The organism is Pseudoduganella sp. RAF53_2 (genome assembly GCF_052113985.1).
GTDB lineage: Bacteria > Pseudomonadota > Gammaproteobacteria > Burkholderiales > Burkholderiaceae_D > Rugamonas.
The window spans coordinates 1-4,408 of sequence record NZ_JBFRDW010000515.1 but is presented as its reverse complement, the minus strand read 5'-3'; the positions used below and the strand labels follow the sequence as shown (position 1 = coordinate 4,408).

4 protein-coding genes and 1 pseudogene are annotated in these 4,408 nt (G+C 62.3%); all 5 read right to left on the bottom strand.

The features are described from left to right. Nucleotides 1-195 (bottom strand): annotated as a pseudogene (locus tag AB4Z11_RS24295) (cell division protein FtsZ); the annotation flags it as partial. A 98-nt stretch (nt 196-293) separates the two neighbouring features. Beyond that, nucleotides 294-1,526 (bottom strand): cell division protein FtsA, encoded by a 1,233-nt coding sequence (gene ftsA, locus AB4Z11_RS24290; RefSeq protein ID WP_154375265.1) that lies wholly within the window; start codon nt 1,524-1,526, stop codon nt 294-296. Nucleotides 1,527-1,541: 15 nt separating this feature from the next. After that, complete coding sequence (locus tag AB4Z11_RS24285) at nt 1,542-2,306, bottom strand: cell division protein FtsQ/DivIB (RefSeq protein WP_442028260.1); 765 nt, start codon at nt 2,304-2,306, stop codon at nt 1,542-1,544. A 10-nt stretch (nt 2,307-2,316) separates the two neighbouring features. Beyond that, nucleotides 2,317-3,270 carry a D-alanine--D-alanine ligase gene (locus AB4Z11_RS24280; RefSeq protein WP_442028259.1) on the bottom strand — a complete coding sequence of 318 codons (954 nt, stop codon included), beginning with the start codon at nt 3,268-3,270 and terminating at the stop codon, nt 2,317-2,319. Nucleotides 3,271-3,280: 10 nt separating this feature from the next. Continuing rightward, nucleotides 3,281-4,408, bottom strand: a 1,128-nt coding sequence (gene murC, locus AB4Z11_RS24275) for a UDP-N-acetylmuramate--L-alanine ligase (RefSeq protein ID WP_442028257.1), incomplete at its 5' end; no start/stop codon positions are given.

The following is a 4,408-nucleotide window of genomic DNA, read 5'->3' as shown; positions in this document are numbered from 1 at the left end:
GGTCTCGCCGATCTGGATGATGTTGTTGGCCTTGGACGTCGCCAGCGCTTGTGCGTCGGTGTTGGCGGCAATGAACTCAACGCCGTTCATGCCCTTATTGATCATGTGCTGCACGGCGTTACCACCGGCGCCACCGACGCCGACGACCTTGATGACCGTACCCAGCGTTGCGTTATCGACCATATCAAACTCCATGATGTACTCCTGTCTAGAATGCGGTTTTCAAGCGCCAGTGCTCATATTTGTAGGAGAACTGGGGATTGAAAACTGCGGTTGATTTCAAAAAATTCCGATTAAAAATTACCCAAGAACCATTCTTTCATGCGCTGCCAGACTGCCTTCACCGACCCATCCTGGCGGGTCACGATGTGCCCGCGCAGATACTGCTTCTTCGCTTCCAACAACAGACCCAGAACCGTTGCGTAGCGCGGGCTGCGGACCACGTCCGCCAGCTGGCCGCGATAGTCCGGCGTGCCAAGGCGCGCCGGCTTCAGGAAAATGTCTTCCGCCATTTCGACCATGCCCGGCATGATCGACGTACCGCCCGTCAGCACGATGCCCGAGGACAGCACGCCTTCGTAGCCCGATTCGCGCACCACCTGGTGCACCATCGCGAACAGTTCTTCCACGCGCGGCTCGATCACGGCAGCCAGCGCCTGGCGCGACAGATTGCGCGGACCGCGGTCGCCCAGGCCCGGCACTTCCAGGTGCTCACCCGGATCGGCCAGTACCTGCTTGGCCACGCCGTAGCGGATCTTGATTTCTTCCGCTTCCGAGGTCGGCGTGCGCAGCGCCATCGCGATGTCGTTGGTGATCTGGTCGCCCGCGATCGGGATCACGGCCGTGTGGCGGATCGCACCGTCCGAGAACACCGCCACGTCGGTGGTACCGCCGCCGATATCGATCAGCACCACGCCCAGTTCTTTTTCGTCCGGCGTCAGCACCGCATCGGCCGAGGCCATCGGCTGCAGGATCAGGTCCGACACTTCCAGGCCGCAGCGGCGCACGCACTTGACGATGTTCTGCACCGCGCTCACGGCGCCGGTCACGATGTGCACCTTCACTTCCAGGCGGATGCCGCTCATGCCGATCGGCTCGCGCACATCTTCCTGCGAGTCGACGATGAATTCCTGCGGCACCGTATGCAGCAGCTGCTGGTCGGTCGGGATGTTCACCGCCTTCGCCGTTTCGATGACGCGCGCCACATCGGTCGCCGTCACTTCCTTGTCCTTGATGGCCACCATGCCGCTGGAATTGAAGGAGCGGATATGGCTGCCCGCAATGCCCGCATACACATTGCGGATCTTGCAGTCGGCCATCAGCTCCGCCTCTTCCAGCGCGCGCTGGATCGATTCGACGGTCGCTTCGATGTTGACGACCACGCCTTTCTTCAGGCCTTTGGACTCATGCTGGCCCAGGCCTATTACTTCGTGGCGTCCATCGCCCATCACCTCGGCCACCACGGCAACCACCTTGGAGGTGCCGATGTCGAGGCCGACGATCAGGTTTTTAGCGTCTTTTGTCATCTCTCTGCCTGCTTATCAACGTTTCTTTGTTTCTGCCGGAATCTTCAGTCCCGCCGCGCTCAATGCCAGTCCGTTCTGGTAGCGCATATCTACTGTTTCAATGTTCGGTACGCGGGCCGTCAACTGCGGCCAGATGCCTACCAAACGGTCTACCCGTTCCTTCAGCGTGGTGGGCGTCTGCTCCCGGCCCAGCGCCACGCTCATGCCGTTGTCCAGCTTCACCGTCCACGCATAGCGCGTCGACAGCGACAAGCCTTCCGGCGCCAGCTTGATCGGGGCGAACCAGTTGCGCAGCTCACCGAAACGCGCCAGCACTTCCTTCTCGCTGCCATCCGGTCCATCGAACTCCGGCAGCTCATGGTCCTCTTCCGCTTCGGCCAGATTGGCGGTGAACACATCGCCCTTGGTCGAGAGCAGGCGTCCATCTTCGCCCCAGGTGCCGAGGGCTTCATGCTCTTCCAGCGCCACGATCAGCTGGTCCGGCCATTCGCGGCGCACGCTCGCGCGGCGCACCCAGGGCACGGCTTCGAACACCTGGCGCACGTTATCCAGGTTGGTCGTGAAGAAGTTGCCCTTGATGCGGCCCAACATACCGTTACGCAGCGTCAGCTCATTCACATGCTTCAGCTCCGAGTTGTCCATGGTCTCAACGCGGATGGAACGCAAATCGAATACAGGACGCTGCGCCAGCCACCATACGCCGCCCGCCGCGCAAGCCAGCAACGACAGCGCAGTCAGTGCGCCGGCGGTTGCATTCAAGGCTTTTGCGTCATGCCACATTGATGTCCTCTTACTTCTTCGCCAGTTTCAGGCGTGCCGTGCGCAGGATTTCCACGCACAGCTCTTCATAGCTCACGCCCGTCGCGCGCGCCGCCATCGGCACCAGCGAATGGCTGGTCATGCCTGGCGAGGTATTCACCTCAAGCAGGAAGAGCTTGTTGTCGCGGGCGCGCATCAGCACGTCCACGCGGCCCCAGCCCTCGCAACCCACGGCGCGGTAAGCCTCCACGGCGATACGCTGCATTTCATCCTGAATCGCCTGATCCAGCTGCGGTGGGCAGAAATACTGTGTATCGTCGGTGAAGTATTTGTTCTGATAGTCGTAGTTACCCTGCGGAGCAACGATCTCCACGATCGGCAGCGCACGCGCGTCCTTGCCGGTGCCCAGTACGGCGACGGTGAACTCGCGGCCTTCCACGAATTCTTCGGCCAGCACGGAGTCGTCCAGCGCCGCTGCCGCGTCATAGGCGGTCTTCAACTGCGCCTTATCGGTCACCTTGGTGATGCCGATAGTCGAACCTTCATGCGGTGGTTTCATGATCAGCGGCAGGCCAAGGCGCGCAGCTTCCGCATCCAGGTCGCTGTCGGCGCCCAGCACGGCGTATTCCGGCGTCGGCAGGTTTTCGCGCAGCCACAGAATCTTGGTGGTGATCTTGTCCATGCCCACCGAGCTGGCCATCACGCCGCTGCCGGTGTAAGGAATGCCAAGCAGTTCCAGCGCGCCCTGGATGCTGCCGTCTTCGCCGTAGCGGCCGTGCAGTGCGATGAACACGCGGTCGAATTTTTCGGCAGCCAGTTCAGCGAGCGAACGCTGGCCCGGATCGAAGGCATGGGCGTCGATGCCCTGGCTTTGCAGCGCGGCCAGCACGCCGCTGCCGGACATGATGGACACGTCGCGCTCGGCGGAACGTCCGCCGAACAGCACGCCCACCTTGCCGAATGCCTGCGCTTCTTGTTGAGTCAATTTCTTCACATCAGACCTTTTGGTACGTAGTCAGTTTTGCCGGGACGCCGCTGATCGAGCCTGCGCCCATCGTGAGCACGACGTCGCCGTCGCGCACCACATTCATGATCGTTTCCGGCATATCGGCGATGTTTTCGACGAATACCGGTTCAGTCCTGCCGCGCGCGCGGATTGCGTGCGCCAGAGAGCGGCCGTCGGCAGCCACGATAGGCGCCTCCCCCGCTGCGTACACATCGGACAGCACCAGCACATCCACGGTGCTCAATACTTTTGCAAAGTCTTCGAACAGGTCGCGCGTGCGGCTGTAGCGGTGCGGCTGGAAGGCCAGCAGCACGCGGCGGCCAGGATAGGCGGCGCGCGCGGCGGCAATCGTCACTTCCATTTCAATCGGGTGATGGCCGAAGTCGTCCACCAGCGTGAAGGCGCCCCCGGCCGGTGCGGCGATGTCGCCATACTTGGTGAAGCGGCGGCCAACGCCGGCAAAGCCTGCCAGGCCGGCCTGGGTGGCGCTATCGGGTACGCCAATCTCGCGCGCAATCGCGACGGCGGAGCAGGCGTTCTGCACATTGTGCATGCCTGGCTGGTTCAGCACGATGTCCAGATCCGGATAGCCTTCCTGCAGCACGGTGAAATGCATCTGGGTGCCGACGGCGCGGGCATTCACGGCGCGCACTTCGGCGTCTTCCGCAAAGCCGTAAGTCGTCACCGGCTTGGTCACCTGCGGGATGATGGCGCGCACATGCGGATCGTCGATGCACAGCATGGCGCGGCCATAGAACGGCAAGCGGTGCGTGAAGTGGACGAAGGCCTGCTTCAGCTTTTCGAAATCGTGCTCGTAGGTTTCCATGTGGTCGGCGTCGATATTCGTGATCACTTCGATCATCGGCGCCAGGTTCAGGAACGATGCATCGGATTCATCCGCTTCAGCGACCAGGTACTCGCCCGAGCCAAGCTTGGCGTTGGCGCCGGCGGCGGTAAGGCGGCCGCCGATCACGAAGGTCGGGTCCAGGCCCCCTTGTGCCAGCACGGATGCCACCAGGCTGGTGGTCGTGGTCTTGCCGTGGGTGCCGGCGATAGCGATACCGCGCTTCAGGCGCATCAGCTCACCGAGCATCACGGCGCGCGGCACGATAGGGAT

Excerpts from the sequence above, each read along its gene's own strand:
- ftsA (WP_154375265.1), bottom strand. The coding sequence starts at position 1,526 with ATGACAAAAGACGCTAAAAACCTGATCGTCGGCCTCGACATCGGCACC.
- AB4Z11_RS24285 (WP_442028260.1), bottom strand. The coding sequence starts at position 2,306 with ATGTGGCATGACGCAAAAGCCTTGAATGCAACCGCCGGCGCACTGACT.